The 26,410-nt window shown below is 64.4% G+C and carries 23 protein-coding genes and 1 pseudogene; 14 read left to right on the forward strand and 10 right to left on the reverse strand.

The features are described from left to right. Positions 1-3: 3 nt before the first annotated feature. The 5 genes and pseudogenes from yidC to BM197_RS03370 form a co-directional block, all read left to right on the forward strand. Positions 4-960, forward strand: a pseudogene (gene yidC, locus BM197_RS03345) (membrane protein insertase YidC); the annotation flags it as partial. A gap of 199 nt (positions 961-1,159) precedes the next feature. Beyond that, a complete protein-coding gene (locus tag BM197_RS03350) occupies positions 1,160-1,678 on the forward strand; it encodes a Jag family protein (protein WP_090708750.1) in 519 nt (172 codons plus the stop codon). 119 nt (positions 1,679-1,797) lie between these two features. After that, positions 1,798-2,433, forward strand: a complete 636-nt coding sequence (gene rsmG / locus BM197_RS03355; RefSeq protein WP_090708752.1) for a 16S rRNA (guanine(527)-N(7))-methyltransferase RsmG — start codon at positions 1,798-1,800, stop codon at positions 2,431-2,433. An 865-nt stretch (positions 2,434-3,298) separates the two neighbouring features. Beyond that, on the forward strand, positions 3,299-4,201 hold the full coding sequence (locus tag BM197_RS03365) for a ParA family protein (RefSeq protein WP_090708756.1): 903 nt from the start codon (positions 3,299-3,301) through the stop codon (positions 4,199-4,201). Further along, positions 4,201-5,154 (forward strand): ParB/RepB/Spo0J family partition protein, encoded by a 954-nt coding sequence (locus BM197_RS03370; protein ID WP_090708758.1) that lies wholly within the window; start codon positions 4,201-4,203, stop codon positions 5,152-5,154. The genes BM197_RS03365 and BM197_RS03370 overlap by 1 nt, the downstream gene beginning before the upstream one ends. Positions 5,155-5,175: 21 nt before the next feature. On the opposite strand, the gene BM197_RS03375 is transcribed toward BM197_RS03370, so the two are convergent. From BM197_RS03375 to BM197_RS03410, 8 genes are all read right to left on the reverse strand, one after another. Continuing rightward, positions 5,176-6,129, reverse strand: coding sequence for a D-alanine--D-alanine ligase family protein (locus BM197_RS03375; RefSeq protein WP_090708761.1), 954 nt, complete (start codon positions 6,127-6,129; stop codon positions 5,176-5,178). A 34-nt stretch (positions 6,130-6,163) separates the two neighbouring features. After that, positions 6,164-7,486 (reverse strand): aminotransferase-like domain-containing protein, encoded by a 1,323-nt coding sequence (locus tag BM197_RS03380; protein WP_090708762.1) that lies wholly within the window; start codon positions 7,484-7,486, stop codon positions 6,164-6,166. 141 nt (positions 7,487-7,627) lie between these two features. After that, entirely contained in the window at positions 7,628-7,951 is a 324-nt protein-coding gene (gene trxA / locus BM197_RS03385) for a thioredoxin (RefSeq protein WP_090708764.1), read from the reverse strand. Between the two features lie 31 nt (positions 7,952-7,982). Further along, positions 7,983-8,957: a thioredoxin-disulfide reductase gene (trxB, locus tag BM197_RS03390; RefSeq protein WP_090708765.1), complete on the reverse strand. Its 975-nt coding sequence runs from the start codon at positions 8,955-8,957 to the stop codon at positions 7,983-7,985. Between the two features lie 194 nt (positions 8,958-9,151). After that, positions 9,152-10,780, reverse strand: coding sequence for a murein biosynthesis integral membrane protein MurJ (murJ, locus tag BM197_RS03395; RefSeq protein ID WP_090708767.1), 1,629 nt, complete (start codon positions 10,778-10,780; stop codon positions 9,152-9,154). Continuing rightward, positions 10,777-13,053, reverse strand: coding sequence for a DUF6049 family protein (locus tag BM197_RS03400; RefSeq protein WP_090708769.1), 2,277 nt, complete (start codon positions 13,051-13,053; stop codon positions 10,777-10,779). Before BM197_RS03400 ends, murJ begins: the two co-directional genes overlap by 4 nt. Before the next feature lie 160 nt (positions 13,054-13,213). Further along, the gene (locus BM197_RS03405; protein ID WP_090708770.1) at positions 13,214-13,486 is read right to left on the reverse strand and encodes a GIY-YIG nuclease family protein; all 273 of its coding nucleotides are present in this window, start codon (positions 13,484-13,486) and stop codon (positions 13,214-13,216) included. A 124-nt stretch (positions 13,487-13,610) separates the two neighbouring features. Then, positions 13,611-13,964 (reverse strand): hypothetical protein, encoded by a 354-nt coding sequence (locus BM197_RS03410; protein WP_090708772.1) that lies wholly within the window; start codon positions 13,962-13,964, stop codon positions 13,611-13,613. A gap of 195 nt (positions 13,965-14,159) precedes the next feature. Here BM197_RS03410 and BM197_RS03415 point away from each other — a divergent pair, with 195 nt between their 5' ends. Further along, the gene (locus BM197_RS03415; RefSeq protein ID WP_245762351.1) at positions 14,160-14,522 is read left to right on the forward strand and encodes a TraR/DksA family transcriptional regulator; all 363 of its coding nucleotides are present in this window, start codon (positions 14,160-14,162) and stop codon (positions 14,520-14,522) included. 27 nt (positions 14,523-14,549) lie between these two features. Further along, positions 14,550-15,074 carry an 8-oxo-dGTP diphosphatase gene (locus BM197_RS03420; protein ID WP_090708775.1) on the forward strand — a complete coding sequence of 175 codons (525 nt, stop codon included), beginning with the start codon at positions 14,550-14,552 and terminating at the stop codon, positions 15,072-15,074. Here the strand turns inward: BM197_RS03420 and BM197_RS03425 are convergent. Continuing rightward, positions 15,052-17,211, reverse strand: coding sequence for a RecQ family ATP-dependent DNA helicase (locus tag BM197_RS03425; protein WP_090708777.1), 2,160 nt, complete (start codon positions 17,209-17,211; stop codon positions 15,052-15,054). The genes BM197_RS03420 and BM197_RS03425 overlap by 23 nt on opposite strands. Before the next feature lie 252 nt (positions 17,212-17,463). Here BM197_RS03425 and BM197_RS03430 point away from each other — a divergent pair, with 252 nt between their 5' ends. Next, complete coding sequence (locus BM197_RS03430) at positions 17,464-17,814, forward strand: hypothetical protein (protein ID WP_143094971.1); 351 nt, start codon at positions 17,464-17,466, stop codon at positions 17,812-17,814. A 115-nt stretch (positions 17,815-17,929) separates the two neighbouring features. On the opposite strand, the gene BM197_RS03435 is transcribed toward BM197_RS03430, so the two are convergent. After that, positions 17,930-18,301 (reverse strand): YccF domain-containing protein, encoded by a 372-nt coding sequence (locus tag BM197_RS03435; protein ID WP_090708780.1) that lies wholly within the window; start codon positions 18,299-18,301, stop codon positions 17,930-17,932. Positions 18,302-18,456: 155 nt separating this feature from the next. Between BM197_RS03435 and BM197_RS03440 the strand changes: the two genes are divergently transcribed. The 6 genes from BM197_RS03440 to BM197_RS03465 all read left to right on the forward strand — a co-directional run bounded on the left by BM197_RS03440 (position 18,457) and on the right by BM197_RS03465 (position 26,350). Then, complete coding sequence (locus tag BM197_RS03440) at positions 18,457-19,983, forward strand: DUF7059 domain-containing protein (protein ID WP_245762352.1); 1,527 nt, start codon at positions 18,457-18,459, stop codon at positions 19,981-19,983. A 120-nt stretch (positions 19,984-20,103) separates the two neighbouring features. Next, the gene (locus BM197_RS03445) at positions 20,104-20,340 is read left to right on the forward strand and encodes a hypothetical protein (RefSeq protein ID WP_090708784.1); all 237 of its coding nucleotides are present in this window, start codon (positions 20,104-20,106) and stop codon (positions 20,338-20,340) included. A gap of 107 nt (positions 20,341-20,447) precedes the next feature. Then, positions 20,448-23,417: a helix-turn-helix transcriptional regulator gene (locus BM197_RS03450; protein WP_090708977.1), complete on the forward strand. Its 2,970-nt coding sequence runs from the start codon at positions 20,448-20,450 to the stop codon at positions 23,415-23,417. Positions 23,418-23,509: 92 nt separating this feature from the next. Further along, positions 23,510-24,007, forward strand: a complete 498-nt coding sequence (locus BM197_RS03455) for a bifunctional nuclease family protein (protein ID WP_090708786.1) — start codon at positions 23,510-23,512, stop codon at positions 24,005-24,007. Positions 24,008-24,404: 397 nt separating this feature from the next. Continuing rightward, positions 24,405-25,382: a carbohydrate ABC transporter permease gene (locus tag BM197_RS03460; protein WP_425435668.1), complete on the forward strand. Its 978-nt coding sequence runs from the start codon at positions 24,405-24,407 to the stop codon at positions 25,380-25,382. Continuing rightward, positions 25,382-26,350, forward strand: a complete 969-nt coding sequence (locus BM197_RS03465) for a carbohydrate ABC transporter permease (protein ID WP_090708788.1) — start codon at positions 25,382-25,384, stop codon at positions 26,348-26,350. The genes BM197_RS03460 and BM197_RS03465 overlap by 1 nt, the downstream gene beginning before the upstream one ends. Positions 26,351-26,410 lie beyond the last annotated feature (60 nt).

The raw sequence follows: 26,410 nt of genomic DNA on the forward strand, positions 1-26,410 counted from the left end.
CACATGGATCTCTTGTCGCTCATCCTCTGGCCGCTGAAGTGGGCCGTCGAGCTCATTCTCGTCGGCTGGCACTCACTGTTCAGTGCGCTGGGCCTCCCGCCGGAGGAGGGACTGACCTGGGTCCTGTCGATCGTCGGCCTGGTGCTCGTCGTCCGTGCGCTACTGATCCCGCTCTTCGTTAAGCAGATCAAGAACCAGCGACGGATGATGGAAGTCGCCCCGCAGCTGAAGAAGATCCAGGACAAGTACAAGGGCAAGAAAGACCAGTTCAGTCGTGAGGCCATGAGCCGCGAGACGATGGAGCTGTACAAGAAGACAGGGACGAACCCGCTCGGATCCTGTCTCCCGCTTCTGGTGCAGATGCCGATCTTCTTCGCCCTGTTCTCGGTTCTCAACGACTCACAGACCGGTAAGTCTGGTGTCGGACCGCTGAACGAGGAGCTCTCGGAACAGTTCGGATCGTCGTCGCTGTTCGGTTTTGCTCCCCTTCACATGAGCTTCTCCTCGGCGATGAATGCGCCTGGTGGCCCCGAAGTCGGTGTCATGATCGTTGCGGCCATCATGGTGGTGCTGATGACGGCGTCGCAGTTCATCACTCAACTGCAGATCGTCTCGAAGAACATCTCGGATGAGACGAAGGCAAGCCCGATGTTCAAGCAGCAGCGGATCCTGCTCTACATCCTTCCGTTCGTCTTCCTCTTCTCCGGATTCGCGTTCCCGCTCGGCGTCATGTTCTACTGGCTGGTCTCGAACATCTGGACCATGGTTCAGCAGTTCATCATCATCCGGAACATGCCGATGCCCGGGACCGAAGCAGCCAAGGAGCGCGAAGAGCGCCTGGCCCGCAAGGGCAAGCTCAAGCCCGCCGAGTCCGCCGCTGGCGACACGCTCGTTGTCGAGGAAAAGAAGCCATCGCAGCGCCAGCAGCCGGTAGGTAAGAACCGCGCCAAGAAGGCCGCCCCGAAGAACCCGGCCGTTGCTGCGCCGAAGAATCCGGCGACGACCGGCCCGAAGAATCCTTCGGCACCAGCGTCGAAGAACCCGGCCACCGCCCCCAAGAGCACCGCACCTGCGGCAACTTCCGGAACTCCCCAGGCCCCGGCGGCCAAGGCCCAGCCCGAGGCCGGAACGGCTTCCAAGAACGATGGAAAGTAGCGCCATGAGCGACGTGATTGATAACCAGGCAGACGTTGAGGTCGTTCGGAACGACTCCCCCACCGTGACGCAGCTTGAAGAAGAGGGTGACGTAGCCGCGGACTACATCGAGGAGTTCCTCGACATCTGTGACCTCGACGGCGACATCGACATTGATGTGCGCAATGGCCGCGCGTACGTGGCGGTCACAGCCAGCGAGGGCAGCAACATCCGTGTTCTGTCGAAGCCGGATGTTGTCAGCGCGCTTCAGGAGCTCACGCGCCTCGCCGTTCAGAGCAAGACGGGTGCGTTCTCACGCCTCATCCTCGACATCGGTGGCTCCCGTGACGCCCGTCAGGCAGAGCTGGCCGTTCTTGTGGACAGTGCGATCGCACAGCTCGAGGCTGGCGCGGCATCCGCGGCACTTCCGGCAATGTCCAGCTATGAGCGCAAACTGGTTCACGATGTTGTGTCTGACCGGGGATTTGTCTCCACGTCCCACGGCGAGGGGCGGGATCGCCACACGGTGATCACCCGCGGATAACCGCGAAGGTTTCACGTGAAACGCGTCGCTCCTCGCGACCGGGCTGAGACGTTTCCGTGGTCGCGGATGCCACCTGCAAACAGCCGGACCGTGCAGCCAACGAATAGGGTAAAAGCAACATGAGTGACTCTACGCTTGAGATCGAGCCCGCCGCGGCAGCCACCCTCCTTGGGGACCGCGTCGAACTGACTCGGCGGTTCACACAGAATCTGGCCACGCATGGAGAAGAACTCGGTCTGATCGGGCCGCTCGAGCTGCCACGGCTTTGGACTCGGCACGTTCTCAACAGCGCACTGGTGGCACCCCTGCTGCGACCCGGCCTCGTCGGCGACGTCGGGTCAGGGGCCGGTCTTCCAGGCCTGGTGTTGGCGATCGCTCGTCCCGATGTGCAGTTTGTGCTGATCGAACCGATGGAACGCCGAGTTGCTTGGCTGAATGATCAGGTTAGCGACCTTGAACTGGACAATGTGACCGTTTTGCGAGAGCGCGCTGAAGATGTGAAGCTCGCGAATCGACTGGACCAGGTGACTGCCAGGGCTGTCAGCGCATTCCGCAAACTTCTTCCGCTGACCGCTCCCCTGCTTCGCGACGGTGGTGAGCTGGTCCTGATGAAGGGGGCCGGCGCGCAGGCGGAGATCGAGGCCGCCCAGAAGGAAATGCGCAAATACAAGGTTTCTGATGCGCGCGTACAGGTTCTCGGAGAAGGACTCACGGAAGACGTGACCCGCGTCATCCTTGGGACCGTTCGCGCCTAGAGAGCCGGGGGCTGATCACCGCGACTCGGTATCATCCTGAGCCTGCCTGCTCACGAGTTTCACGTGAAACGCGGGCGTAAGCCTCCACGCACAGCGGTCGACTGACACTCCTCCACCAGCTAACTCGTGCCACTGGCTCAACCCAACTTCGGTCTGCCCGTCTCTCGCGAGGTTGTGGGCGATCACTATTGAGTCGAGCGGCAGCGTCATGTGAACGAGTACGGCTGTGGACGTCTCGCGGTCAAGCAGGTGTCGCGTCCAGCACTGGTAGGCCGTGCTGGGCGTGGCTCCACCGCCCGAACCTCTTTCGTGGCCGATTGGTGCCTGGTGCATGTTTCACGTGAAACAGTCCAGGTGATCTCGGTACGCGTCGTCGCGTCGACCCTCGCTACCGAATCAGCTGGTGAGGCGGCTCGAGTACGTGTGTGGGGCACGCTACGTAGAGTTGCGGGATATTCACTATGTTTCACGTGAAACACAAGCCGCGCGGGTCTCCGGCTAGCCGTGGTGTCGGACATTGCGCCACCACAAGCGTTTCACGTGAAACATGTCGGGGCCTCGACACTGAGTGCACGCACTGAGGGGCGGTTGTATGAATAGTTGGGGCGTCGGAAGACCTGCGGAGCCGGGCATGTTTCACGTGAAACAACAGTTCGCGACATTATCAAGGCCGCCTACTTCGGCGTAGCCGACGAGCAATCCGGGCTCGTTGCATTCCCGCCACGCGGCGCGTTGGCGGGCCGCAGGGGGAGGGTCAGGTACGGTTGAAACAACGAGAGAACGGAGACCGTTTCACGTGAAACATCCCCAATCTGAACGAGAGTCGGTGAGTGCAACGTCAGTCGCAGAAGAGACATCCCCGCTCATGCGGGAGATCCTCGATTTGACCCACCGGCGCAAGAATCTCGCTCAATCGACCGTTCCCCTCCCCGGAACCACGCGAGTTTTCACCATTTCCAACCAGAAGGGTGGTGTTGGCAAGACAACCACGACGGTGAACATCGCGGCAGCACTCGCGAAGTCGGGCGCGCGTGTTCTTGTTATCGATCTCGACCCCCAGGGCAACGCATCCACGGCGCTTGGTGTTGACCACCACGCTGAGATCCCGAGCGTCTACGACGTGCTCATTGATGAATTTCCTCTCGCCGAGGTCATTCAGAAGAGTCCGGAGTTCGACACCCTCTTTTGTGCGCCCTCTACGATCCACCTGGCCGGCGCCGAGATCGAACTGGTGTCACAGGTGGCCCGTGAGCACAGGCTGCGCACCGCGTTGGAACAGTTCATCGCCGACGCCGAGGACCCGTTCCATTACGTCTTCATTGACTGCCCGCCATCCCTCGGACTGCTCACAATCAACGCATTCGTGGCCGCTAAAGAGGTTCTGATACCGATTCAGGCCGAATATTACGCCCTGGAAGGCCTCAGTCAGCTGCTCAACAGCATCCAGTTGATCCAAAAACACCTGAATCCGCCCCTGCGGCTCTCCACGATCCTCCTCACGATGTTCGACGGGCGTACAAACCTCGCGCACCAGGTGGCGGATGACGTCCGTGCCCACTTCCCCGTCGAGGTGCTGAACACGGTGATCCCGCGAGCCGTCCGAATCTCTGAGGCACCGAGCTTCGGTCAGACCGTGATCACTCACGACCCGAGCGGGGTCGGATCAATCTCATATCTCGAGGCCGCCGCCGAAATCGCTGCCCGGCACGCCAAATCGGCTAAGACACACAGCAACACAGCAACACTCACTGAAGGAGCAACACACTAATGGCTGCGAAACGTACCGGTCTCGGCCGCGGAATCGGTTCACTCATCCCCACAGCGACGCAGGAGATGACCGACAACGGGCGACCGGTCGACGTTTTCTTCCCGGACAACTCCAGCAGTCGTGCGAACAACGAACGCCTCGTCGAGGTTCCGGGTGCGCGGCTCGTCAACCTCGACCCGAATGACATCCTTCCCAACGCCGTGCAGCCTCGCACCCACTTCGACGCAGACCACCTCGCGGAACTCGTGCACAGCATCCGCGAGGTCGGGGTCCTCCAGCCGATCGTTGTGCGTCAGCACGCGACCGAAAACGGCAAGTACGAGCTCATCATGGGTGAGCGCCGGCTCCGGGCGACCAAAGAGGTCGGCCTCGACAGCATACCCGCGGTCATCAAGGACACCGCGAACGAGGACATGCTCCGCGACGCGCTTCTGGAAAACCTGCACCGGTCCAACCTCAACCCGCTCGAAGAGGCATCCGCCTACCAGCAACTACTCTCGGACTTCGGCATCACCCAGGACCAGCTCGCGCAGAGAATTGGCCGGTCACGGCCACAAATTACGAATACCATCCGGCTTCTCAAGCTGCCGGAATCGGTGCAGAAGCGCGTCGCGGCGGGCGTACTCACTGCCGGCCACGCCCGCGCCGTACTCTCCGTCGGGCACCCCGAGGGGATGCAGCGTCTCGCCGACAAGATCGTGAACGAGGACCTTTCCGTGCGCGCCGCAGAAGCCGCCGCCGCGCAGGGCCTCGCTCCGAAGAAGCCCAGGCCCGCTTCGGGTCCCCGCCACGGCCACCTCGACGAGATCGGTGAACGCCTTGGCGACCGACTCAACACCCGTGTCAAGGTCACGCTTGGTGCCAAAAAAGGCCAGGTCACGATAGATTTCGCGACAATTGGCGACCTGAACAGGATCCTCGGTGAAATCGGGGAACCGGTCTACGGAGCCTAAATCGCCTGCGGCGGCCGGGAGTTACTCCCCGGCCGCCGTGACAGCCAGTGCGCTGTACGCAGACGACAGCGTCAGTCCCGCGGCCTCAATTGCCTGAGGCACGAGTGACGTCTCGGTCAGCCCTGGCAACATGTTCGCCTCGAGGAACCACACCACTCCCTCGGCGTCGACGATGACGTCCACCCGGGAGAGATGACGCAGGCCGAGCAGCCTGTGAACCTGTACAGCCACCTCGGCGGCGCGCACGGCGACCTCTTCAGACACCCTCGCGGGTGCGTAGAACGTCGTTTCTCCGGCGTTGTAGCGCGCCTCGAAGCTGTACACGTCAGACAGGGGAACGATCTCGACCGCAGGAAGCGCCACAGGACCGTGACCGGAGTCCATCACCGTGATCGCGAGCTCAGTGCCGTCGATCTTCTTCTCGATGAGGGCCACGTCGGAGTAGGTGTACGCGTCGACCATGGCGCGAGGAAGGTCAGCAGCGTCCGTGACGATCGTCACACCCTGCGCGGAGCCGCCCTGGGCCGGCTTCACGACAGCGGGAGCACCGATGCCGTGAAGGATCTCGGCCAGCACGCCGTTGGCACCCAACTCGCGGAAGGTCTGATTGGGCAGGGCCAGCCAGTCGGGCGTGGCGATACCGGCACGTGAAACCAGCGCCTTCGCGGTGGGCTTGAACCACGCCAGTCCGGCGCCTTCGGGGTGTGACCCGACGTAGCGGATGCCGCGGGCTCGTAAGAGCGCCTGCAGAGCGCCGTCTTCGCCGCTGGCGCCGTGCAGGGCCGGCCAGACGACATCTGGGGTGTTCTCGGTGAGTGCCGCCAGCAGGGAGGCATCCGGGTCGCGCAACGTCACAGTGTGGCCGGCGGCCTGCAGCTCCTCTGCCACGCGGCGTCCCGAGCGGAGCGAGACATCACGTTCGTGGGAGATCCCGCCGGCGAGCACCACGATGTTGAGCTTCTTGAATGTAGTCATGATCAGGCCTTTTCTCTGGTCTGTGTGCGGGATATCAGGACATATTGGGGGGAGGTGCCGTGAACTTCCCGCGTGCTTTCGAACTCGTCAGGCGCCCCGTTCCAGCGAAAGTGTTAAGCAGGTCGAGCTCGCCGTTGATGACCGTGGCGAGGCGTCGGATGCCGACACGGATGCTCTCAGGCGCCGGGTAGCAGAAGGACAACCGCATGTTCTGGTGCCCGTCGCCATCAGCAAAGAACGCCGTGCCCGGGGTGTAGGCAACGAGTTCTTTGACGGCACGCGGCAGCATGGCCTTCGAGTCCAGCCCCTCCGGCAGAGTGAGCCACACGTAGAAGCCACCTGTCGGGTTCGTCCAGGTGAGGTCGGGCAGGTATTCCCCGAGCGCAGAGAGCATCGTTTCTTTGCGCTCCTTGTAGACCCCGCGGAAGGTATTGATCTGGGCCTTCCAGTCGGCCTGGTCCAGATACTGCGAGATCACCAGCTGGCTGAACGACGACGGACAGAGGATCGCCGCCTCGTTGGCCAGAATCAACTTCTCGCGGATGGCGTGAGGCGCGAGGGCCCAGCCGACACGGAAGCCCGGTGCGAGCGTCTTGGAGAATGTCCCCAGATAGACGACGCCGTCCTGTTCGAGCGAGCGCAACGCCGCCGGTGGCTTCTGATCGAAGTAGAGCAACCCGTACGGGTTGTCTTCAAGCACGAGGATGTCATTCTCCCGCGCAATCTGAAGGATCTCGCTCCGCCGTGCTTCCGAGAGCGTGACGCCGGCAGGGTTGTGGAAGGTGGGAATCGTGTACAGGAACTTGATCTTCTTGCCGTCGGCCTTGAGCCGCGCAATCTGCTCGCGCAGCGCCTCGGGGATGAGCCCATCGTCGTCCATCGCGACATGGTTCACCTCGGCCTGGTAGCTCTTGAAGATGACCATCGCGGTGACGTAGCTCGGTCCCTCGGCGAGGACGACGTCACCCGGGTCGATGAAGAGTTTGCTGAACAGTTCGAGGGCGTGCTGGCTCCCTGTCGTGATGACGACGTCCGAAGCGCTGCCCTGGATGCCCTCGAGAGCCATCACGTCAAGCGTCTGCTCCCGGAGCTTCTCAACACCCTGCCCCGAGCCGTACTGCAGGGCGACAGGGCCCTGTTCTCGCATGACGCGACTCATGGCATCCGTCACCAGGTCCTCGGGAAGGGCGGAGACGAACGGCATCCCACCGGCCAGCGAGACGACCTCTGGGCGGCTGGCGACGGCGAACAGTGCACGGACCTCGCTGGCGGCCAACCCGGCCGTGCGGGCGGCGTAGGCGCCGTACCACGGGTCGAGGTTGTTTCCGGATGCTTGGCGGTGGACTGGTTCTGACACTGTTCTTCCGTTCCTGGTTCCTAATCGATGTTATCGGGGTTGAGTGATGCCAATTGCGCGCGTGTGGCTCCTGTTTTCGGTGGGTAAAAAAAAGACCCGCCCGGCGTGTGCCGGGCGGGTCGAGTTTCGAGGGTCGCCGGACTACGCCAGGAAGGCGGCCAGGTCGGCTTCGAGTGCTGCTTTGGGCTTCGCGCCGATGATGGTCTGCGCGACCTCTCCACCCTTGAACACCTTGAGGGCGGGGATGGAGGTGATCTGGTACTGCATCGCCAGGCCGGGGTTCTCGTCGACGTTCACCTTGACGATGTCGAGCTTGTCGAGGTTCTCAGTCGCGATCTGGTCGAGGATCGGCGAAACCATGCGGCAGGGGCCACACCACTCGGCCCAGAAGTCGACGAGGACCGGTCGGGCGCTCTGCAGAACCTCTTTGTCGAAGGTGCTTTCGGATACGGCGCGTGCTGACATGAAGTGTTCTCCTTTGTGGATGGGTCGAAGTCTAGACGGATGCCGCGACGGCTGACGCGATTTCCGGGTTGTGCTGGGCTTCCTGCTCGAGGCTTGCGAGGAAGTGTTCGGCGTCGAGTGCGGCAACGGTTCCGGATGCGGCGGCCGTCACGGCCTGACGGTAGGTCGGGTCGATGACGTCACCTGCGGCGAAAACGCCGGGCAGGTTTGTGCGGGAGGACCGGCCGTCGACGGCGATGGTGCCGTCCTTGGTGAGTTCGAGCTGACCGTGGAAGAGGTGCGTACGCGGGTCGTTGCCGATCGCGACGAACAGGCCGCCGAGTTCGAGGTGGCTTTCGCTTCCGTCAACTGTGGATCTCAGAGTGACACCGTCGACGGCGTTCTCTCCGGAGATGCCGACAACTTCGGAATTCCAGATGAATTCGATCTTGTCGTTGGCGAATGCGCGCTCCTGCATGATCTTGGACGCGCGGAGGGTGTCCTTGCGGTGGATGACGTAGACCTTCGACGCGAAGCGGGTGAGGAAGGTTGCCTCTTCCATTGCGGAGTCGCCACCGCCGACGACGGCGATCGTCTTCTGCTTGAAGAAGAAGCCGTCACAGGTTGCGCACCACGAGATCCCTCGGCCGGAGAGGCGTTCTTCGTCCTCGAGACCGAGTTTGCGATAGGCGCTGCCGGTCGCCACGATGACGGATGCCGCCTCGAAGTCGCCCGAGTACCCGGTCTTCACGGTCTTCACGTCGCCTTCGAGCGATACCTCAGTGACGTCGTCGAGGATGACCTCGGTTCCGAAGCGTTCTGCCTGCTCCTGGAACTTGGTCATGAGTTCGGGGCCCTGGATTCCCTCGGGGAAACCGGGGTAGTTTTCGACCTCAGTCGTGTTCATCAACTCACCACCGGCTTCAACGCTCGAGGCGAGAAGCAGCGGGTTGAGGTTCGCCCGCGCCGCATAGATGGCAGCGGTGTAGCCGGCAGGACCCGACCCGATGATGATGACGTTGCGCACAGAAGCTCCTTGGAAAATGTCAGTCGCTGAATGGAACACATCTTAGTTCGACGATATTCCGCTCACCTGTACGGCGCTCCGCCGCTGCCTACCGGCCGCGCCAAACGGCGTTCGCGCGGGTGAAATGGTCAGCAGCGGGTGTATTCTCACCCGCGCGGTGCAGATTGACCCGCGCGGGGGTGCGCGCCCGCGTCCTAACGGCGGCGGAGGCGGCGGGTGATCGGGGTGATCGCCTCACGCAGCTCCGGAGAGCGAACGGCGAGCAGCGCGCCGACGTAGACGGCTGACATGACGAGGCCGACGAGAACCATCGTCAGGAGGGCTCCGAGAACGGATGCCAGGGCCCATCCACCGCTGTAACCACCGAGCAGCCCGACCAGGCCAGCACCGACCAGCACGGCGGGGACTGCAGCGGCTGAGTAGATGACGAGACTGCGCACGATGCGGGGGATCTCAAGGCCTGAAATGCGCCTGCGCAGAAGGATGCCGGCCGTGAGCATCTGAACGATGATCGAGATCGACATCGAGATGGCGAGTCCGAGGCCGATGAACCGCAGCGGCAGCAGCGAACAGGCCAGTGCCAGGACGATGTAGACGGAGACCTGGACAAGCGTGAAGAAGAACGGGGTGCGGGTATCGCCGAGAGCGTAGAACGTGCGCTGGAAGACGAACAGAACGGCGAACGGCACGAGGCCGATCAGGTACGCGATAAGTACGAAACCCATCGCGGCTGTGTCGGCGAACGCTCCGGTGAACAGGCTCGCGAACGGGAACGCCAGGACCATGAGCCCTGCGGTGGCCAGCACGATGATCAGAGTGATCTGGCGGATCGCGGAGGAGACATCCGTCTTCAGCTCTTCGGTGCGGTTCTCGCGTACGTGTTCTGCGAGGCGGGTGAAGTACGCGGTCGCAACTGAAAGGGTGATGACAGAGTGCGGCAGCATGAAGATGAGCCAGGCGTTCTGCAGGGTGGCGGTTGACGGTCCGTTGCCGGATGCGATGAGGGCGACGTTGCTCTGGATGAGCCCGGCAACCGTCGTCAGCGCAAGCATGGCGAAGGACCAGCCGGCCAGCTTGCCCGTCGCCCGCAGGCCGATGCCCCGCCAGCCGAAATCGGGACGGTAGCTCAGCCCGATCCGCTTCCAGAAGAAGAACAGGACGAGCGCCTGCGTGGCCACACCGAGCGTCGCCGTTCCGGCCAGCAGGGTGATCATGTCGGGCGTCCACTCGGTGACCAGCCGTTCGCCGTTGGGGTCGGCGCCGAAGAAGACGATGAAGAGGACCAGGCCGACCATGGCGACGACGTTGTTGACGACGGGTGCCCAGGTGAATGGCCCGAAGAGCTTGTGCGCGTTGAGGATCTCGCCGAGCACCGTGTACAGGCCATAGAAGAAGATCTGGGGCAGGCACCAGTACGCGAAGGTGATCGCGAGCGCCCGGGCGTCAGGATCGAGCCGCACGGAGTAGAGATGCACCAGGAACGGGGCGAGGACGACCGCCAGAGCCGTCGCCACGAACAGCACGACGAGGGTGATGGTCAGGAGCTTGTTGACGTACGCCCGCCCGCCGTCGGCGTGCACGATCGAACGGACGATCGACGGCACGAGAATTGCGCTCAGCACGCCCCCGGCGATGATGATGTACAGGGTGTTAGGAAGCTGATTGGCCACACCGAACGCGTCGGCACTCTGGCTGCTGACCAGACCGATCGTCGCAGCCAGCAGCATGGCCTTCACGAAGCCGAGGATGCGCGACACCATCGTCCCGGAGGCCAGGAACATGCTGGCGCGTCCGATGCTGCCGCTTTCAGTCGTTTTCGTCATCGCTCCCCCGCGTCCGCGTGGGCCGCGGGTGTGGCATCCGTGTCGGTTGTGGCGTCCGTGTCGGCGTTGGCATCCATGTCGGTTCCGGCATACGTGTCGGCTGGGATGCGACGTTCGGCCCGGCGCTTGTGAACGGTGCGGATGAGGCCACCGATGAACAGAAGGGCGACGAGCGCGACGAGCACGGCTGCGCCGATGCCCTCCCAGTCCGCCCGTACGGTGACCGGGACGAGTGAGCTCTCACCGATCACGGCGCTTTGCGGCGAATAGAGTTGTAGGCGCACGGTGACCTCACCGTTGCCCAGCCGGGCCTCGACGGGCACCCGAACCGATTCGCGCGCGTTCGCGGCGATGGTCTGGGTAACGCTTGAATCAACGCTGAGCTTGAGACTCGAACTGGATGCCTGCAGCACCACGGTCACGGGCAGGTCGTATTCATTCCGCACGGAGAATGGAAGCGAGGACTGGTTGCTGACCATGAGAATGGGGCTGGTCTCCGCAATTGAGACCGAGTCGAGCGTTCTCGTTGTTGCGGTGTCGTGGGCGGTGATGGCGCGGGCCCAGCCTTCAGAGTCCGAGCGCCAGGCCACAGCGAGCAGGGCGAGAATTTCGGCGCGTTCCCGGCCGGTCAGCAGTGCCGGTTCGTCGAGCATTGTAGAGAACGCCGCAAGGCTTGCCTCGCGGGTGTGCAGGCGCTTCACGAGGGCGATGCGATCAGGCCCTTGCGGCAGGTCGGTGATGATGACGGCTTCGGCTTCCTCGGCGGCCGCTGCGCTCAACGCGGATGCGGCGACCGTCGGCATGGCCATCAGGGCTGTGATCGCGTCACTCAGGCGGGAGCCGGTGGGTGGCCATCCCCGATCGAGAGTGAGCATCAGGGTGCGCTGCGGGGCATTTGGCTCGGCCGCGATCACCATGAGGTGGCCGGCGAGGGTAGCGAGGGCATCCAGTTGCTCGTCGCTGGTGATTGCAGTTGCTGCCTGCCGCAGTGCGTCGGAGGCGGCGGCATCCGAGACGAGGACCGACGCGTCACCGTTGGTCCCGGCTGCACCCAGCGTGTAACCCCCTTCGGAGGTTACGTTGGTCGACGAAACAACCGTGGTGGTCGCACCGGATGCCGAAAAGACCGGAAAATCAGCGGCCTGCACGGTGCCGTCGTCGGGCCAGACGATGCCGGCGGAGGTGTACTGCCACTCGGTCAACTCAGCGAGGGTGGGCAAAGTGGGCTCGGCCGGCCCGGGAGTGGGTGAGGGGGTGGTGGTCGGTGCGATCGTCGGAGCGGGGTTTGCCGGCTCGTCGGGGTCCGTTGGCTCAGCATCGGGGACGGCCTCCTCGACGAAATTCTCCGGCTCCATGCTGTACAGAAGCGACGTGGGATTCAGCAGGCCGGGCAGGCCTGCCTGCGCCTGCACAGAGGCGTCCGCATCCGCGAACTGGAGCGGGAACGTTTCGTTGGTGGCGCGGCTGAGGCGGTCCAACCAGTTGACGGCTGACGCCGGCGCCGCGTTGCCGAGTGCGCGGATCGAGGCGATGATCATCGGGTCGATCCCCAGAGCGACCGGCCGGTCGATCAAGCCGTCGAGCTGCCGGGTGAGAACGCCGGACGGCGAGGTGTAGAGGGCCAGGGCGTCGGCGCCGAGGAGTCCGGTGGTGCTGGGCGGTGCCGTGATCGGAGCGGCAACCGCGACGCCGAGAGGGTTGTCCGTTGCGCCATCCGGCCGGTGGACGATCGTTTCGGAGTCTCCGACGACCGTGTCGGCGCTCGTGTAGCTTGCATCGATCGGATAGGCACCGGGCTCGGCTGGCAGGCCGAGCAGTTCGGCGCTCACCGTGATCGGCGTGATCGTGTGGCGGCCCCCCGGTTCGAGCACAGGGATCGGGATACTGGTCAGGACGCGATCGCTCGCCACGTCGCCCGCACCGGACAGCCATTCGGTCAGCGCTTTGCGCGAGTCGATGGGTTGGGTGCCGGACGTGATGTCCAGGGTGCCGGCGGGCAGGTCTGACGTCGTGGAGTTGTCGATGGTCACCGTCAGCGTCATCGCTTCCGCCCCGCTGAGGAAGCTCGCCGACTGGTTGATCTCAACGGTGACGTCCTCGACGGAAGCCGCTGCGGGCGCTACGGCGGGGGCGGCACGGCCAGCCTCATTCGCCGTCGTTCCGGAGGGTGAGCTGTCAAGCGCTACGGCGCCTGTTCCGACACCAAGGGACACCAAGCCGACTGCAGTGGCTACGAGCGCACGCAGTGTCTTCGTTAGTCGGTTCTTGGTCATAGGCTTTCGCTGGCTCTGGGCCTCGCCAGCATGAGACCTGATTCTACGTGGGGACGCTGGATGGATGCCGCCAGCCACTCCGTCCGCGGTCCGTGCTCCTACTCCGCTCGCTTGAGGGAGCGAAACAACCGAAGCGTGCCAGCACGACCCTGCCCGGCCCTCAGACGAGATCCCACGGGTCACGCCCGCCTGGTCCCTCTGCAATCAGCCGGTCCTTCTTCCATCGCACCCAGCCGTGGATCTGCCTCTCGCGGTAATAGGCCTCGTCGATCCGGTCGAAGTACTCGAAGTACACGAGGGTTAGTGGTCGACGCCGTGAGGTGTACTTCGCGCCAAGCCCTGAGTCGTGCTGGTCCATCCGGTGCGAAAGGTCCCAGGTGCTGCCGGTGTACAGGGTTCCGTCGGAGCAGCGAAGCATATACATGTACGGCATGAGTCGAGGATGCCGAGCCGCCGCCGGAGGTGTGACGGTGTTGAGGGATCCGTGGAGCGAGGAGGCCGCGCCGCAGGTTGTGAAGGAAGCCGTGCGGGCTTGCGAGTGCGTAGCACTTGAAGCCCTACAGCCCGATCTCGCCGATCATCGTCCACACCGTTCGCGTGAGGTCCGGGTGTTCGAGCGCGATCTCACGGAGCAGGTCGTACTCGAGCCTCGCGACGTTGTGGCGGTGGGTGTCGGCATCCGGGCGGTTGCTGCGCGCGGCATACCGGGCCATCGTGTACTGGGTGGTCAGTCCGCGGGCGTCGAGGGCATCGGCCCGCAACTCGTAGACGACGAGCTCATCGACCGTCGGCAGGTCGTGGATGAAGTCGTACGGGTCTTCGCCCGCGCGGCAGCGGTGCTCGATGATCACATCGAGTTCGTCGCGTGCGTACCGGCGCAAGCGGTCAAGGTCGAACGGCGTTGTGGTCATGTCGGCCCCTTCCCGTCTCGCTTCATGGCCTGGTTCACTCGATGGCCTGGTGCGCCCAACGACCCGTTGATGCGCCCAACGACCCGTTAAAGGGTACGCCTTCTTCCCTGGGCAGCGGCAGAGCGGGCAGCGCGCGTGCGGAATTCATGGAAAACGGGCACCTGCGTGCGACGATGGGCTATGGAAAACTCACGGTTGAGCACAGCAACGTTGGAGCATTTCCGCGCGGTCCTCGAAGAGCAGCGTGCCGAACTGCTGCAACAGCGGGCGAACCACGAGGTCTCGCTGGCCGAAGTGCGCGTGGCGCGCGACGGAGAGTCTGACGACGAGCACGACCCGGAAGGCCCGACGATCGCGTCGGAGTGGTCAAGGCTCACCGGTCTCCAGGAGGAGGCCGCCCGCCAGCTCACCGTCCTCGACAAAGCACTCGCCCGCGTCGACGACGGCAGCTTCGGGATCTGCGCCCGCTGCGGCAAGCCGATCGGTCGCGCCAGACTCGACGCACGACCGGCCGCAGAACTCTGCATCGACTGCGCCCGGCTCGCCGAAAAGCGCTAACTCGACTACGGCGCGTACGCTCGGCGTATGACCTCCGCGCTCCCCGCCGTCCCGGATCTTCCCGAGGTGTGCGTCTGCTACATCCTCCGTGAAACCGGTCAGGGCGGTTACGAGGTTCTGCTCGGCGAGAAGAAGAAGGGACTCGGCCTCGGAAAGATGGTCGGACCGGGAGGAAAGCTCGAGATCGGTGAGTCGCCCGAGCAGGCTGTCGTGCGTGAAGTACTCGAGGAATCGGGTCTGAGGGTGCGCGAGGAGGACCTCGTCTCGCTAGGGCGTATCCGTTACGAGTTCCCCGACCGACCCGCCTGGAGTCAGGTTTCGTGGGTGTTCGCGGTGCACGCCTGGGAGGGCGACATCGTGGAGTCCGATGAGCTCCTGTTGCACTGGCACCCGGTCGACGACATCCCATTCGACCGCATGTGGGACGACGCTAAACACTGGCTCCCCGCAGCGCTCGACGGCGAGTACTGCGAGCGTCACTTCGTATTCGGCCCAGACCTGTCGACGGTCGTGGCCGGCGACCTGCCCGCTACGCCTGCACGGCGAGGCTGAACGGCAGCACAGCGGATGCCCCGGCGCCGCGAAGCAGACGGCCGGCGACAGTGATCGTCCAGCGACTGTCGACCAGGTCATCGACCAGCAGAATGGGGCGGCCGCGGTAACCATCGAGAACGGTTACCAACTCGGGGTCGAGGCCGAATCGGTCCCAGACGCTGGCAAGCCGGTACGCGCTGTTGCCGCCGGGTTCGCCTGACGGGCCTCCGTTTTTGAGGCTGAGCGGGCCGAGGTAGGGCAGCCGGCCCACCTCAGACAGGGCGCGGGCCACGGAGTCCACCAGCTGGGGGCGGCGCCTGGACGGCATGCTGACCACCGCGGCCGGGCGTTCGTCCCACCCCCACTCGGCCAGCACCCGGATGCAGGCCTGGATCAGCGCAGGGCTCGCCGGCGCATCCGGTGTTCCGGGCGAGAAAAGGTCGCGGAGGGTTCCGCCCCAGCCGAGGTCGGTCAGCCGGGCGAGGGCGCGGCCTGCCTCAACGCGGTCCGCTGGACCGATCTTGCCCTTCACGGGCACGCTGAGCTTGTCGGCCCCCGTCGGCCATTGCGCCCGCGGCTCGATGGTGACGCCGACGCGGCTGAGCGACTTCTGCGCCTGCCCGGATGCCTCCTCCCGCACGTCGCTCGGGTACCAGGCCGGCTGCCCCGCTGCGGCTGCACAGTTGTCGCAGCGACCGCAGGGAACAGCGGTGTCGTCGTCGAGGGCGCGCTGGAGAAATTCCATGCGGCATCCGGTCGTGCGTTCGTATTCGAGCATGGCGTTTTGCTCGTTGACGCGTGCGGCGGCGATGCGTTCGTAGCGTTCGGCGTCGTAAACCCAGGGTTGACCAGTGGCGATCCAGCCGCCGGTGACTCGCTGCACGGCGCCGTCCACGTCGAGCACTTTGAGGAGCAGTTCGAGTGGGGTTCGTTTGAGGTTGACCCGGGCTTCGAGGGCAGGCGTCGACAGCGGCACCCCTTCGAACGCGAGTTCGTCGATCACGGCGAGGGCCTTTTGCTCGTTCGGCATGGACGACGTGGCGAAGTACTGCCAGATTGCTTCGTCTTCGGTGCCTGGAAGGAGCAGAACGTCGGCGCTGGCCTGTTTGCCGGCGATTCTCGCCGCGCGGCCGGCCCGGCCGACCTGCTGGTAGTACGCGACCGGGGAGGAGGGAGCTCCGAGGTGGATCACAAAACCAAGATCAGGTTTGTCGAAACCCATGCCGAGCGCGCTGGTAGCGACGAGCGCCTTGACCTCATTGTTCTTGAGCGCTTGTTCCAGTCCTTCGCGATCACCGGCATCCGTTCGCCCGGTGTAGGCCTGCACCTCATGGCCCGCTTCGCGCAGAAGCCGGGCGGTGTCTTCGGCGGCGGAGACAGTGAGCGCATAGATGATGCCCGAGCCGGTCAGCTCGCCGAGGTGGCTGAGCAGCCAGCCGAGGCGCGCCCCGGCGTCTGGCAGCCGCAGAACACCGAGTCGGAGGGATGCTCGCGCCAGCGGGCCACGGATCGTCACGACTGGTTCGCCGCCGGCGTGCTCGAGCTGCTCGGCGACATCCGTCACGACGCGGGAGTTGGCGGTTGCGGTCGTCGCCAGGACGGGCACGCCGTGCGGCATCTCAGCGATCAGGTCGCGGAGGCGGCGGTAGTCCGGGCGGAAGTCGTGGCCCCAGTCGGAGATACAGTGGGCTTCGTCGACCACGAGCAGGCCGGTCCGCGGGATGAGCTTGGGCAGCTGCTCCTCACGGAAGCGCGGGTTGTTGAGCCGCTCGGGTGAGACGAGGAGCACGTCGACCTCGTCTGCATCCAGCTTTTGCAGCACGTCGCCCCATTCGTGTGGGTTGGCGGAGTTGATGGCGACAGCGCGAACGCCGGCGCGGGCGGCGGCTTCGACCTGGTCGCGCATGAGGGCGAGCAGAGGAGAGACGAGCAGCGTCGGCCCTGCGCCCTGCCGACGGAGGAGCAGCGTCGCGACGAAGTAGACGGCGGACTTGCCCCAGCCGGTGCGCTGGACGACGAGGGCCCGCTGCCGGTCGGCGACAAGGGTCTCAATCGCCTCGAACTGTCCGTCGTGAAAGTCAGCGTCGGGTGAGCCGACGAGGGTGCGCAGGATCTCGAGGGCGTTCGCGCGCGTGTCGATGCCGGTGTTCGTCATGCTCCCAGCTTGGCAGGTGCTGCTGACAGCCCCGGCGGCCGGATGCTTGGGAGCATGGCCCGCGCGGGAGAAATTACATCGCGCGGGCGCAATTTCACCCGCGCGATGCAAAAAGACCCGCGCGGGGCCGTCGCGACCGCGGAGATAACTGGGTCTTACACACGAGGCAACGAGGTGGAAAAGTGGCACTACGTCGCCGTCGACAGCACGCAGCGGGAGAGGTGGACCCATGACGCAGCCTGAGGTCCCGCCGTGCCTGTGACAACCCCTGCAGAGGTGGAGGAGCGGCTCAACTCCATCCTCGATCGGTACCGCCCCGAGCTGGTGGACGGAACCATCTATGGCATCCCAGCGCTCGTGTGGCCCGGTGCAACCGGCCACGACTACTTCGCCGCGCTCAAACAGGGCACGAACAAAGTTGGGCTCTACCTCATCATCGCGGACCGATACCCGGAAGACCTCGAACTGGCCTCGGATGCCTTCCGATCCCGGCGCACAGGGCGAGCGACCTTCTCGTTCGCGTCGCTCGACGACACGATGGAGGCCGAACTCATCGGCCTCCTCGACCGGTTGATGGAGCGGTACCGGTCCGAGCACGCGTAGTCACGCCGCCCGCGCGGGAGAAACTGCGTCGCGCGGGCGCAATTTAACCCGCGTGATGCAAAAAGACCCGCGCGACCGTGCAGGAAGGGGCGACCCGCCCCGCGGCATCCGCTCGTCAGCCGTCGACGATCTGCTTTCCCAAGGGGAGAAGAGCGACGGGCACCATTTTGAAGTTGGCCCAGCCGAATGGGATGCCGATGATGGTGATGAAGAGGGCGACGCCGCTGAGAATGTGCCCGAGGGCAAGCCACCACCCGGCGAGGACCACCCACACCACGTTTCCCAGAACCGAACCGATGCCTGCCGTCGGTTTGTCGACGACCTCTTTGCCGAAGGGCCACAGCGCGTAGAGCCCGATCCGTGCGGCAGCGATGCCCCACGGGATAGTGACAATGAGGATGAACATGGCGGCTGCGGCGAGCATGTAGCCGAGAAACAGCCAGAATCCCGACAGAACCACCCAGATGATGTTCAACAGAGTTTTCATGATCCATCCAGTCTGGCACCCCAGCTGTGCCGGCGCTTCGTGGGCACAACTCAGTCTGAACGGGCCCCAAGCCAGCCGAAATCCTCGGGTCAACGGTCTCACGGCAGCTGCAGGCTGAATTATGCGCACCCCCGGACGGTGCAAGACTGGGGACCGTGACTTCTGAGCTCGTGCAGCGCCTCCGATCTGACCTCGACTCCGCCCGGTTCACGGTGACGACGCTCACCGGCCTGTGGGGCGATGAAGCGGATGCCGCTTTGCACCGCAACGAGAGGGTCCCGGCTCTGCGTGCGCTCGCGCGACGACGTGAGGAGACCGGGGCCGAGGCATCCGCCACCCTCGCCCGGCTGTTCGTGCTCGGCCTGCCTGTGCAGCGTGAAGAGTTGGAAGCAGCCCTGCCGACCCTCGGAGCCGACGGGGCAGCCCAGCTCGAACTCGTCGCCGTCGACGACACGGAGGTGCGTCCGCTCGTCGACCTGCGCCCGTACAGTTTCGTCGACGCGGCCGGCGCAGGCAGCTGGTGGATCGTTTCCGACCTCGGCGAACTGGCCCTCGGTCGGCCGCTCGGTGAGGAACATGTGCTCGGTGTCGGCGGCGCGTCGATGACGCTCAGTGGCCTGATGATGCAGACCCCGGTCGGCAGCGTGCTCGACCTCGGAACCGGATGCGGCATCCAGGCGATGCACGCCGCCCGGCATGCCGTGTCCGTCATCGCCACCGACATCTCCAAGCGGGCACTCGTTATCGCGCGACTCAACGCCGAACTCAATGGCATCCACAACATCGAATTCCGGCACGGCAACCTCTTCGAACCCGTGCGCGGGGAACGATTCGACCAGATCGTCTCGAACCCACCGTTCGTCATCACGCCGCGCAGCGAGGGTGTTCCCGCCTATGAGTACCGCGACGGCGGCATGGAGGGTGACGCGCTCGTCGAAGCCGTCCTCCGGGGAGCGGCCGCCCACCTGCACCCGGGCGGGGTCGCCCAGCTGCTCGGCAACTGGGAGTACCGCGTCGGTCAGGACGCTTTCCGCCGGGTCGGCGGCTGGGTCGACGGCACCGGACTCGACGCCTGGATCATCGAACGTGACGTTCAGGATCCCGCCCAATACGCCGAAACCTGGATCCGCGACGGCGGCACCCGCTCAGGCACGCCGGAGTTCGAACACCTCTACACGGCGTGGCTCGACGACTTCGCCGCCCGCCGCGTCACCTCGGTCGGCTTCGGTTACATCACTCTTCGGATGCCGCTGGCCGGGTCCCCGACGCTGCGTCGTCTCGAGCGGATGCACGGCGCCCTCGGCTCCAACGAGACCGGGCTCGGCATCCACCTCGCGGCGGCACTCGCGGGCCATGACTGGCAGGTTGTGCGGTCGAATGAGGAACTCGGCCTCGCCCAACTCGCTGTCGCGCTGGATGTGACGGAGGAACGTCACTACTGGCCGGGCGCGGAGCATCCGACAGCCCTCATGCTGCGCCAGGGCGGAGGTTTCGGCCGCACCGTCCGCATGGACACGGGGCTCGCCGCCCTCGTAGGGGCAAGTGACGGCGACCTGTCGGTCGCTGCGGTGGTCGCCGCGATCGCCCAGTTGCTCGACGCCGACTACCTCGAGTTGCTCGATGAGCTGCTGCCGCGCGTGCGGGCTCTCGTCGACGACGGCTTTTTGCTGCCCCCGGCCTAAGCCGTCGCGCTCCGGCCTAAGCCGCCTGAGGCCGGAGAAATAGGGCAACTGCCCGATACTCGGCCCCCTCCTTAGAGAACACGATGAATACATCATCACAACCTGAGGAGAGTTGAGATCATGCAGATTTCCGGAGAATACGGGACCGAACTACTTCTTCGCTACACGGAGGAGCAGCTGAGCCGTGACCTGGAGCGTCGCCGCATCGGAAACGAACGACAGGCGGAAACCCCGGCGAAGAAGCGCCACCCGCGCGGAACAATGCGTGCCCGGTTGGCTGCCCTTCTCGCGGGCGAGGGGATGCCGGTTGGTCGGCAGGACGTCGGGGTGTCCGCGGTCCACGCGGCCCACCGGTGACTCCCACCTCACCCGCGTGGGCGCCGTCCGCGTCAGTGGCGGTTACCGACGGTGTTGTGACCGAAACCCGCTCGACCGCTGTCAGGGGTCCGTGGGACCATGAGGGTATGAGGTCACCGGCGGCGAGCCCATCGATGATCGGGCGCGAGTCCGAACTGGCCCAGCTGCGGGCGGCGCTCGACGACACCCTGAACGGACGCCCACGTGGCGTCGTCGTTTCGGGAGAAGCGGGCATCGGCAAAACGCGGCTCCTTGAAGAATTCCTTGCCCAGGCGTCGGTCGAAGCAATCGTCGTCGCCGGGCAATGCGTCGACCTGGGAACGGTCGGAGCACCGTACGCCCCGATCAAGGGCGTGCTTCGGGGGCTCGTTGAACAGATCGGTGCGGATGCTGTCCTCGACGCGGGCGGCCCGGGCCGCGACGCACTGACCGCGCTGCTTCCAGAACTGGGTGAAACCCCGTTCGACCGTACGGAGTCGGGCTCCAACCGCCTGCATGAGACGGTCGCCGTCCTGCTCGAGACGGTGTCCCAGCGCTCTCCCGTCGTCGTCGTCATCGAAGACCTGCACTGGGCTGACGACGCGACCCTCAACCTGCTGCGATTCCTCCTTCGCGCGCTGACACGGGGCCGGCTCCTCGTCATCCTGAGCTTCCGGACCGAAGACGTGCCACGAGGGCATCCGCTTCGTGGGCTCATCTCCGAGCTGGAACGGTCACGCAGTGTCTCGCGGATCGACATTCCACGGCTCGATCGCACCGACGTGCGCCAACAGGTGCAGGAAATCCTGGGAACGATTCCCGACGACGAAGCGTTCGACAACCTTTTCGCACGGAGCGAGGGCATCCCGTTCTTTGTCGAAGAACTCGTCGGGTTCGACGAGACCTGTGAAGGAGACCTTCCGTGGACCCTTCGCGAACTGCTGCTCGCCCGCTATGAGCGGCTGAGCGACGAGACACAGCACTTCCTCCGGATGCTGTCGGCCGGCGGGGTGCGCGTTGACCATGACCTTCTCGTGCAGGTGTACTCCGCAGACGCAGACATCCTCGACCGGGCCGCTCGAGAGGCAGTCTTCGCGAACATCCTGATGGCCGACTCTCGCGGTTACGCCTTTCGCCATGCTCTCGTGCGCGAGGCGATCCACTCCGAGCTGTTGCCTGGGGAACGCTCCCGGTTCCACACCCGATACGCCGAAGCTCTCGAGGCCATACCTGGCGACCGGCGTCTGGCGGTGGAGATCTCCTATCACTGGCTCGCCGCCCACGACGCTCCGCGCGCATTCCGTGCGTCCCTTTCGGCGATGAGCGAGGCGCGGGCGACCTACGCCTACGGGACGGCAGCCCAGATGGGCGAACGGGCCCTTGAGCTCTGGGACCAGGTCCAGGATGCGGAGTCCGTCGCGAACCGTAAGAAGGTCGACCTGATCGCGCAGACGGCATCCGTGCTGCGCAACGCCGGCGAGGGGGAACGCTCGCTTGCCATGGTCAACCTCGCACTCGAGGAGTGCCCCCGCGACGACACCTACCGTTATGCCCGCCTGCTGCGAGACAAGGCCATGCACCTGGGCAACCTCGGTAAACCTGGAACAATCGAGTTGATCCGCGAGGCGCTCGAACTTATTCCGCGCGGGTCGAGCGGAGTTGTCGGGACCGCAGGCCTGAGCGGGTCTGCCTTGACGGCATCCGAGTTACGCTCAGCCATGCTCGCGGGACTCGCCGGTCGACTGATGATTGACGGCCAGTTCACCGAGGCTGAGACCATCGCGGCCGAAGGGCTCGAGGAGGCTCTGTCGGCAGGCTCCGACCGGAACGCATCGATAGCGTCGAACATCCTCGGCGCGTCACTGATCGACACCGGGCGGATCGAGGAAGGACTTGCTCGCTGGGAGGACGCACAACGTTTCGCTGAGAACGACCCCACTGCGATGCTCCGCTACCGCGTGAACGCGTCAGACGGCGAATACCTCCTCGGCCACTACGCCGAAGCGCTGCGCATCGCCGAAGCGGGAGTCGCCCGCGCCCATGAGCTCGGCGTCGAACGCAGTTCGGGAATCGTTCTCCAGGCGAACGCGATCGACCCTCTCATCGCGCTCGGCGACTGGGAGCGCGCTGACCGGCACATCAACCGGGCGCTTACCCTGCTGTCCTCGAGCACCTTCGACGCCTACCTGCAGCGGGCGCGGCTCTTCTTGATGATCTGGCGGGGAGACATCGACGGGGCGACGAAGGCGTACCGCAGCATGCGGGCACCGTTCCTTGCCCTCGCTGAGGTCGAGCTGCAGGTGAAACTGGGCCATGCCCGCACCGCAGCGGAACTGGCCCTCGCCCGCCACGACCCGAAGCAGGCCTGGGTCGACGTTGCCGTGCTGTTTGATCCCGACCGCCGCCCGTACCCCGGCTACGACCTGCCACTCCTCGCGACGGCGGCTCGCACGCTTGCCGAACTTCGAGCCTTGCCAGAGCCGCTCGATGCTCTTAGGAGTGGCGCTATTGCGACCGTGGCTGCCGATGCTGCTGCCGCCGAAGCGCACATCCGGGAGCTGACCGCCAGCCTGGCGTTCTGGCCGACCAGCAGGCTCTGGTCGACGCTGATCAATGCCGAGCTCTCCGGTCCAACCGGAACCGGCAACGACCCCGAGGCCTGGCAGCGCGCCGTCGACGACACGGGCACCGACCCTGCATCACCCGCACACCTCCGCCCCTACGTTCTGCTCCGCCTCGGCCGCGCACAGACGGAATCGGGCGACCGAACCGCAGCGGCGGCATCCCTGCTGGATTCGATCGCCGAAGCCGATCTTCTCGGTGCCGGCCTCATCCGGACTGAGGCCGAAAAGGTGGCATCGCGAGCCGGCATCGCCCTCGACGACACATTCGCGCGTCCTGCAATGGATGCCGCGGAACTCACCGCCCGCGAACGGCAGGTCCTCGAACTGATCGCCCAGGGCATGAGTAACCGGCAGATCGGAGAACAGCTGTTCATCAGCTCGAAGACAGCGAGCGTGCACGTGTCAGCGATCCTCCGCAAACTCGGGGCGGCCACCCGAACAGAGGCTGCGTTCCTCGCCAGACAACTCGTGTGAAACGAGACAGCTCGTGTGAAACGCGGCTCGTTTGAAACGCCTCGCTGACCTACCATGAAGGTTCAGGCCCGTTGCCCTCAGGGGAGGTTGCCATGGTTCAGGTTCGTATCGTCGGTGTGGCGCTGGATTCGCGCGGACAACCCCTCATCCTGTTGAAACCGCTCAGCGAAACAGGCAGTGAACGGATGCTCCCCATCTGGATCGGCGCACAGGAAGCGACGTCGATCCTCATCGCTGTGGAGGGTGCCGAGGCACCTCGGCCGCTGTCGCACGACCTGATGAAGACGCTTCTCGAAACAGTCGGCGCCACCGTCGAACGCGTGGATGTTACGAAAATCGAAGACGGAACGTTCTATGCGGAGATAACCCTCCACACGAAAGACGGTGCACTGGCCATCGATTCCCGGCCCTCAGACGCCATCGCTCTTGCAGCCCGGATGGATGCGCCCATCTGGGTAAACGACGAGGTGCTCGAAGAGGCAGGCATCGTCGATGAGGGCGAGAAGACAGATCCAGTCGAACAGGAAGAACGGGTAGACGAGTTCCGCAAATTCCTCGACGAGGTCGACCCGGACGACTTCCAGGGCTGAGCACGCACGACCGCTCTCCGGACGATGCCTGCTGAGGCTTCCCGGGGTATCCGGGTCGGGCTTCGCGCGTCGAACGACACGAGATCGTCGGGGATCCGGAGGCCCAGGTCGCTGGCCGCGCGCCAGACACCCTCAGCGAGCGCGTTGTTTGGTTGCGTCGGCGCGGAGACACGGCCGACCGACGAGCCACAGAATAGCCCCGCAGAGCGTCGCATAGTAGCCAGTCAACATCGCTTGCCAATGGTCTTGTGGCTCTATGGCTTCGGCTTTATAGTCCCCCTGTGGCAACGACGCCATACTCGGCGCTCGGCTTCCTGCGGAAGTGGAACCTTAATAAGGGGTGTGCGATGAAACACAGCGGTTCTTGTGATCGGGGCTATCCGCCCGGGGAATCCCGATGACCACCGAGGTTCGGCGCGACAACCCTGCGCCTGCCCCGATGTCGAGACGGCAGAAACGAAAGGCCGCGTTCCGGTCGAAGTACAACCGGCGCGAAGCCATTGCCGGATACCTCTTCATCGCCCCGTGGATCGTCGGCTTCCTCGTCTTCACCCTCGGAGCGATGGTCTACAGCCTCGTGATCTCGTTCAGTAACTACAACCTCGCGACGAACACTGCAACGCCGGTGGGCTTCTCGAACTACGAGCAACTGTTCGAGGACCCCAAAGTCGGCCTCTCCCTGACGAACACGCTCGTCTACGCGCTTATGGCAGTACCGCTCGAATGCGCCTTCGCCTTGTTCCTCGCGATGCTGCTCGCTCGGGTGGGCAGGGGTGCCGGGTTCTTCCGCACCGTCTACTACCTGCCGAAGATGACGCCGACGGTCGCGACGGCATCCGTATTTCTCCTGATCCTGAACGGCAACTCCGGGGCGATCAACAAAGGCCTGGAAGTGATCGGGATCCAGGGACCGCAATGGCTTGTCGACCCGGCATGGGTAAAGCCGTCCATTGTGCTGATGACTCTCTGGACCGTCAGCGGCACCATGGTCATCTTCCTCGCGGCTCTCAAGAATGTGCCGCGCGATCTCTACGAGGTTGCCGCTCTTGACGGCGCGGGGCCGGTGCGGCAATTCTTCAGCATCACGATCCCGATGATCTCGAGTGCCCTCTTCTTCAACGTCATCGTTCTCACGATCGCGGCACTACAGGTGTTCGACCAGGCGTATTTGTTGTTCTGGCGTGATCAATCGAATGCGTCGCCGGAGTCGTCGCTCTTCTACGCCGTGTATTTGTTCCAGCAGGCGTTCCGTCAATTCAACTTCGGATTCGCTGCTGCAATGGCCTGGCTGCTCTTCATGATCATCATGGTGATCACTTTCATTCAAATGAAGTTCGGCAACCGATTCGTGTATTACGAGGGGGGTGACCACTGATGAGCGTCACCGAGTCTTCACCCGAGGCCATCCGACTGAAGGGACAGGTGATCGGCGAACAGTCCGTCACTGGGCCGCCGCAACGTGAGCAGCTGCCGTCGCGCAAACCCGACCGCTGGTACAAGCCGAAAAGTATCCTCGGCAAGATCGTGCTGTGGATAGCGCTCATCTTCTTCGCGATTCTCTTCATGTATCCGTTTGTATGGCTGCTGTCGGCAAGCCTCAAACCGCGCGGCCAGGTCTTCGACAACGCGCTCTGGCCGCAGACCATCATCCCCGAGAACTACGTCGAAGTCTGGAATCAGCTGCCGCTGCTCAACTGGATGTTCAACAGCATCGCGATCGCGCTGCTGGCGGCCTTCGCGGTGGCGTTATCGAGCTCGGTGGTCGCGTTCGGCTTCGCCTATTTCAAGTTCCCAGCCCGCAACCTGCTGTTCGGGCTTGTGCTCGCGACAATGATGCTGCCGGGTGCTGTCACGATGCTCCCCCAGTACCTGATCTGGAAGGAGCTGGGGTTCATCGGCACGTGGGTGCCTCTGTGGGGTGCCAACTTGTTCGGGTCGGCGTTCTACATCTTCCTCCAGCGTCAGTTCTTCCTCGGGTTGCCGCGTGAGCTGTTCGAGGCGGCCCGAATCGACGGAGCAAGCTATTGGGGGCTGTTCCGCCGGATCGCGATGCCGCTGTCGATCCCGTCGTTCATCATCGTGTTCGTGTTCGAGTTCCAGGCGAGCTGGAACAACCTCCAGGCATCGTTGATCTACCTCAATGCAGGCACAGTCGAAGGGTTTACCGCTCCGCTCGGCATCGCCTACGCGATGACGAAGTACAGCCCGACCGCGGGTGGGCAGGGCGATTACCAGTACGTCATGGTTGCGTCGTTGATCATCACGCTCCCGATGCTGCTGATCTTCGCCTTCGGCCAGCGCTACTTCATCGAGGGTGTGGCCACGCAGGGCCGCAAGGGGTAGCACGTCGCTGCCGCAAGGGATAGCACGTCGCTGGAGGGCCGGGTCTCCCGCCGGGTCTCT

It is taken from the genome of Mycetocola miduiensis, from assembly GCF_900115155.1.
GTDB lineage: Bacteria > Actinomycetota > Actinomycetes > Actinomycetales > Microbacteriaceae > Mycetocola_A > Mycetocola_A miduiensis.

Bases quoted from the DNA above. Each gene is read 5' to 3' on its own strand.
- BM197_RS03350 (WP_090708750.1), top strand. From the start codon at position 1,160: ATGAGCGACGTGATTGATAACCAGGCAGACGTTGAGGTCGTTCGGAAC.
- rsmG (WP_090708752.1), top strand. From the start codon at position 1,798: ATGAGTGACTCTACGCTTGAGATCGAGCCCGCCGCGGCAGCCACCCTC.
- BM197_RS03365 (WP_090708756.1), top strand. From the start codon at position 3,299: ATGCGGGAGATCCTCGATTTGACCCACCGGCGCAAGAATCTCGCTCAA.
- BM197_RS03370 (WP_090708758.1), top strand. From the start codon at position 4,201: ATGGCTGCGAAACGTACCGGTCTCGGCCGCGGAATCGGTTCACTCATC.
- BM197_RS03375 (WP_090708761.1), bottom strand. From the start codon at position 6,129: ATGACTACATTCAAGAAGCTCAACATCGTGGTGCTCGCCGGCGGGATC.
- trxA (WP_090708764.1), bottom strand. From the start codon at position 7,951: ATGTCAGCACGCGCCGTATCCGAAAGCACCTTCGACAAAGAGGTTCTG.
- murJ (WP_090708767.1), bottom strand. From the start codon at position 10,780: ATGACGAAAACGACTGAAAGCGGCAGCATCGGACGCGCCAGCATGTTC.
- BM197_RS03400 (WP_090708769.1), bottom strand. From the start codon at position 13,053: ATGACCAAGAACCGACTAACGAAGACACTGCGTGCGCTCGTAGCCACT.
- BM197_RS03405 (WP_090708770.1), bottom strand. From the start codon at position 13,486: ATGCCGTACATGTATATGCTTCGCTGCTCCGACGGAACCCTGTACACC.
- BM197_RS03410 (WP_090708772.1), bottom strand. From the start codon at position 13,964: ATGACCACAACGCCGTTCGACCTTGACCGCTTGCGCCGGTACGCACGC.
- BM197_RS03420 (WP_090708775.1), top strand. From the start codon at position 14,550: ATGACCTCCGCGCTCCCCGCCGTCCCGGATCTTCCCGAGGTGTGCGTC.
- BM197_RS03425 (WP_090708777.1), bottom strand. From the start codon at position 17,211: ATGACGAACACCGGCATCGACACGCGCGCGAACGCCCTCGAGATCCTG.
- BM197_RS03435 (WP_090708780.1), bottom strand. From the start codon at position 18,301: ATGAAAACTCTGTTGAACATCATCTGGGTGGTTCTGTCGGGATTCTGG.
- BM197_RS03445 (WP_090708784.1), top strand. From the start codon at position 20,104: ATGCAGATTTCCGGAGAATACGGGACCGAACTACTTCTTCGCTACACG.
- BM197_RS03450 (WP_090708977.1), top strand. From the start codon at position 20,448: ATGAGGTCACCGGCGGCGAGCCCATCGATGATCGGGCGCGAGTCCGAA.
- BM197_RS03455 (WP_090708786.1), top strand. From the start codon at position 23,510: ATGGTTCAGGTTCGTATCGTCGGTGTGGCGCTGGATTCGCGCGGACAA.
- BM197_RS03460 (WP_425435668.1), top strand. From the start codon at position 24,405: ATGACCACCGAGGTTCGGCGCGACAACCCTGCGCCTGCCCCGATGTCG.
- BM197_RS03465 (WP_090708788.1), top strand. From the start codon at position 25,382: ATGAGCGTCACCGAGTCTTCACCCGAGGCCATCCGACTGAAGGGACAG.